Annotated in this window: 2 protein-coding genes and 4 pseudogenes; 1 reads left to right on the forward strand and 5 read right to left on the reverse strand. The window is 62.3% G+C overall.

What is annotated here, in order from left to right; all coding sequences use genetic code 11:
• The 3 genes and pseudogenes from ACLF3M_RS35060 to ACLF3M_RS35070 all read right to left on the reverse strand — a co-directional run.
• On the reverse strand, nt 1-537 hold a 537-nt coding region (locus tag ACLF3M_RS35060; protein ID WP_430661656.1), incomplete at its 3' end, for a transposase.
• A pseudogene (locus ACLF3M_RS35065) lies at nt 447-737 on the reverse strand (helix-turn-helix domain-containing protein); the annotation flags it as partial. The gene ACLF3M_RS35060 and the pseudogene ACLF3M_RS35065, both read right to left, overlap by 91 nt.
• 259 nt (nt 738-996) lie before the next feature.
• Nucleotides 997-2,460, reverse strand: a complete 1,464-nt coding sequence (locus tag ACLF3M_RS35070; RefSeq protein WP_430661655.1) for a hypothetical protein — start codon at nt 2,458-2,460, stop codon at nt 997-999.
• 518 nt (nt 2,461-2,978) lie between these two features.
• Between ACLF3M_RS35070 and ACLF3M_RS35075 the strand changes: the two are divergent.
• A pseudogene (locus ACLF3M_RS35075) lies at nt 2,979-3,383 on the forward strand (IS66 family transposase); the annotation flags it as partial.
• A gap of 242 nt (nt 3,384-3,625) precedes the next feature.
• Here ACLF3M_RS35075 and ACLF3M_RS35080 read toward each other — a convergent pair.
• Nucleotides 3,626-4,409: pseudogene (locus ACLF3M_RS35080) on the reverse strand (transposase); the annotation flags it as partial.
• A 150-nt stretch (nt 4,410-4,559) separates the two neighbouring features.
• Nucleotides 4,560-4,922, reverse strand: a pseudogene (locus ACLF3M_RS35085) (helix-turn-helix domain-containing protein); the annotation flags it as partial.
• Between the last annotated feature and the right edge of the window lie 28 nt (nt 4,923-4,950).

A 4,950-nucleotide genomic window follows, 5' to 3' on the forward strand; every position in this document is an offset into this window, starting at 1 on the left:
CAGGCGAAATCCGTCAGCGAGCGGATGCGGCCTGTTCCAGGCGGTGTAGCAGGCGTCCACGATGGCTCGCGTGCTGGCGAACAGGCGGCCAGACAGGTAGCGGCCTCGTAGATACTGCCAGACCTTCTCGATAACATTCAGCTCGGGCGAGTACGGCCGCAGGTGGACGAAGCTGATCTTCGTCGGGACGCGCAATTCGTTGGCGACATGCCAGCCGGCGTTGTCGATCAGCATCGCCGCGTGCGTGCCGCGCGGCAGTTGCGATGCGACCTCCTCGAGTAGCAGGTTCATCGCCGCCATCGAGACGTAGGTCAGGACCAGCGCGGCGCCGGTGTCGCGAGCGGGGCAGACGGCACCGACGATGTAGGCCGATCGGTAGCGCTGGTCCTTGACCATCCGAAGTCGCATGCCGAACCGCTCCTGGGCGGTGCGGTCTGTGGACGGGGCGCATACCAGGACAGGTCTAGCCGATGCAGTGCCTTGCCCAGCCCGCTCTCGTCGTAGCCGACCCCGAAGCGCTCGCGCGCGATCCGGCAGAAACTATTCAGCCGCCAGGTGGAGAGCCCATCAACTTCGGGATCCGGCCCAGTCAGCACGATCGCCTCCAACGTCGCCTTGTAGCCCTCCGTCAGCCGGCATGGCCGGCCATCGCCCTCGTGGTCCGACAGACCGGCAGGCCCGCCGCGGTTGTACCGTATCACCCAGTCCCGCAGCGTTCTGGCGGTCCATTCCTGCAATCCGCGCCGAGGCTTCCCTGCTCATCCCATCCAGCGCCGCTGCGATCGCCAACAGCCGCCGCGCCACCCGCGGATCGTCCTCGGTTCGGGCCAACCGCCGAATTACAGCAGGTGACACATCCTCCCGGATGATCAGCGCCGGCATGGTCCCCTCCTCGAAGCCATGCACGCCGATGAATCACGAGCGCGCGCGCCGCCTCAAGCACAAGCGTCTTCCCTTTGACAGCTGGTATGACACATGCGAGGCGTTTATTTACGTTCATCTGCTGTCAGAGCCGTTGCCCTGATGTCGTCCACACGAAGAACTTGTGGCCGTTGACTGGGTCGCAACCGGACTGGGTAGCATCCACGTGGGGACAACAGCGAGCGAGACCGCGTAGTCCGCGATGCTCCCTTTTGGCCGTTCCATCTGCCACACCTGAATAAGATTGCACTTCGCCTCAGCCACTGGCTCCCGAACGAGAGAACGGCGGATTTCTATAAGTCCAGTTATAGATCCAATCGAAAGAACAACTAGTGGCAAGATCATGCGGACACGGAACACACCCTGCTCACAAAATCTGACTGACGCACTTCCCGCTATGATAGCCATAATCGCAAGGGCTGGTATGGATGAACGCATTGCAAAATCGTTTGCACCACCAAGCCTATACAGGGGAATTAGGACTAAAATAAAAATCGCAATCATAAGCGTTGGATCATTTGCCGCTCGTCGATCCAAATAAGCAATCAACACTAGAAGTGGCAATAATTCGAGTATCAGGAAAACAGCATAAAACAGCCAAAAATATGGCAGATTATATGTAAAGCCATGATCAATCTGTGTGGCACCGAGCTGCTGATAGTATAATGCCGGGAGTGATATCGCGCCCGCTATCGCAGTGATGATGGCGTCCCCGAACGTGAAGCGCTGCACTTTAAGTGACTTCAAGCCTGCGTAGAAAGCGAAGGGCAGTGTCCCAATTGCGCTCAACGGCGACCAGAAGGCAAATAGGGGTACGAGAGCCAAAAGCAAACCGATTCGCACCTCTGAGCGGCACCACATCATGTACACACAAGCAAACGCCCAAGCGGGAGCAGCATGGTTCGGCACCCAGAAAATTTGTGTCACCATCGACGAATACTGAAAATACCTAGCCCAAGCTTCGATGTGGTCTTCTGGTATTGTAGTGTCTCGGGCTGAAAAACCCAGTTTCATTCCCACGATGTCCCAACCGCTGAATAAACAAAATACTAAGACCACCACAAACATGTTACGGACACCCAATATATTGCCCGCTACGAAATAAAAAATCAGAGTAAATATGATAATATTTTGTGTTGCCAGCAAAAACTGTGCGCCTGACGCACCAATTACGTGTGCGGCAAGCGCTGGGATTATATACATTCCGAGGGGCGCTCTGAGCAGCAGGCTCTCGCTTTGCCAGCTGTAAACGACTGGCCACGGTCCTGCTGCGAGATCACGGAGCACCGCGTTTCTCCAAAGCCAATCGGGATTACTGTAGAGAAGGCCACCCTGTCCGCCGAGGATGCACAAAGTCGTGGCGAAGAAAAAAGCGATGGTAAGACCCCCGAAGCGGATCTTGCGTTGGCTAAAACCCTGCGTGGCGAAAAACAGAACAAAGAAGAGCGATATTGCGCCGTATATTGCAAATATACCAGTTGCGGGGACTCCAAATAAGACTGGGGCCAGCGCAGTCGGAACGCACATAGTGTAGATCAACAAACGGAGTAGGCTTCTATCTTTCATAAGGGTCGTGCTCCTCGATTCGATTTGCCCGCACCGCTTCGTCACGTCAGGATAGTTCCGGTACGTGAACTTCATCGCGGGCAGCCGCATCCGGCAGCCCCGTGCGGGTCAGTTCCACCTGGCGATGGTCGAAGAACACGTGGCCCGGCGACCGCGGCGGACTCCCTTGATGACGTCCAACTTGGGTCGGCTTCCAAGCTCCCAGTAACAGCTTGGCGGCTCATACGGCGAGTTCAGAATCGACCGTTCGAAGAACTGCATGCCCAGCTGTCAGCGCCCCGAGTCGCTTTAGCGGCGAAAATATAGGGTTTAGCAGCGACCGCCAGCCGGTTTCGCGCGTGCGCCCGATTTGATACCGCCGAGCATCGTTCCCACTCCCTTTCGGCCCTTCCAGCATGAGGCAAAAGGGGCGCGGCGCCGAGCACGCCGAGGCGCTCCTCGGCGGCTATCAGGGAATCCTTCAATGCGACGGCTGAGGCGCCTACGAGGCGCTCGCGGCGAGCGACGGCAGCCTCACGCTGGCATTCTGCTGGAGCCGTGTGCGACGCGAGTTCATCGAACTCGCCAGAGGCAAGACCGTCCCGATCGAGCAGGGGACGCTGCAGAGGATCGCGGCACTCTACGCGATCGAGGCGGAGGTCCGCGGCAAGCGGCCCGAAATTCGTCGGGCCCCCCGCCACGAGCGAAGCTGGCCCCTGGTCGAGGAGCTGTTCGCCTGGCCGACGGAGCAGCTCGCGCAGCTGCCGGGCGCCAGCCCGACGGCCGGGGCGATCCGGTATGCCATGAACTATCGCGATGGCCTGGTGCGGTTCCTCGACGACGGCCGGATCGAGATCAACACCAACACGTTGGAGCGCGCCATCCGCCCGATCTGCCTCAGCGGCAAGAACGCGCTTCCCTGCCGGGCTTCGGCGCGTCAAACGTCGTGCTGTATCCTGCCACCGGGGTCTCGCTTCCCTTCGTGGTCGACACCTCGGGCGCCACACCATGCCATAAATGGGGAACCCGGCGAGACCATATTTTCGGCGCGGTCGCGCCATAGCGCGCCGCTTGCGTTCTTTCGGCTTCACCGTCTACTCCGTCCCGGTGGGGCCGCCCCTCGCCGCCCGGCGTCAGCCGTGGCCTCAAGGGTAGCTCGTTACACGGCGCGCGCACCCGCCGCGGCGTCACTGCCCCAGCGGCAGGTCGTGCCATCCACCCAGATCCGGTGCAGGACTATCGCCAGCTTGCGCGCAAGCGCGACACGCGCTCGCTTGGTCCCGCGCCGTGGTGCGACGGCGACCGCCCAGCGCTTCAGCGGCGAGAAGCGCACGGCAGCGCGTCAGAATGATCGTCGCGGCCTCGTAGAGCGCGCGCACCATCGTGTCGCCCGCACGGCTGATGCTTCCGATGACCTCGGTCTCGCCCGACTGGTATCTGCGCGAGGTCAGCCCGATGTAGGGCCCGAGCGCGCGCGAGGATCGGAACCTGCACAGATCGTCGACGCCCGAGCGGTAGGTCAGGGCGACCACAGCCCCGACGCCGGGCGCCGTCACGAGCCGCTGGCAGACGTCGTAAGCGCGCGCGACGGCCAGCACCTGCCGATGCAGCGTGATCAGCTCAGTCCGTATCGCCTCGCGCGCGGCAAGCAGCGGTTCAACGACCGAGCGCAGCATGGCGTGGCCTCCCACCAGTTGCCGCAGGTCGGCCGAGGCTGCCGACGACCCGGCCTGGGAAGCTGGCCTGGCGGACCGCGCCGACCTTCAGCCCGAAGCCGCGCAGCAAGCCACAGATCCCGCTGTCCACGTTGACGAGCTTTGCCAGCAGGAGCTTTCGGGCGACCAGCAGCGCCGGATCTCCTGCGCGAGTGGTGCCTACCGGTGCACGGGCCGCTACCAGCCCATGCTCAGGAGCTGCGCGATGCCGCGCGTCGCGTCAGTCCGTCTTCCACACCGCATGTTACCTGCTGCCCGACCGCGCCTATGACGCCCGCCACCTGCGCGAGGCCATCGCCGCCGAGCCCGTCATGCAGCCGAACCCCCACGCGCAAGCATCCCGCCGACTACGACCAGCTTCGATACCGAGACCGCAACCGCATCGAGCGCCTTCAGCCGGTGCTTCATGGTGGCCAGGTCGTGCCGGAGCCAGATGTTGCGCACGCCGAAGGGGGAGACCTCAATGCCGCGCTGGCGCAACTCGTTGGCCGCCCGCGCCTGGCCCCAGGCGGGCTGCTCGACGGCGATGGCGACGACGGCGGCCTCGATCTCCGGCGCCACACGGTTCTTAAGGTTCGGCTTGTCCTTCGTCATCTCGGCCAGCGCCAGCTCGCCGCCGCGATCGTAGAGCTCGCGGAAGCGGTAGAAGCTGTCCCGGCTGTAGCCGAGCACGCGGCAGGCCTGGGTCACAGTGCCCAGCTGCTTGGCCAATTCCAGCAGGCCAACCTTGGCGCGGATCACCTTCCGTTCGGTCTGGGTGGGCTCTCCC

The organism is Falsiroseomonas sp. HW251 (genome assembly GCF_050563545.1).
In the GTDB taxonomy this organism is placed as follows: domain Bacteria; phylum Pseudomonadota; class Alphaproteobacteria; order Acetobacterales; family Acetobacteraceae; genus Falsiroseomonas.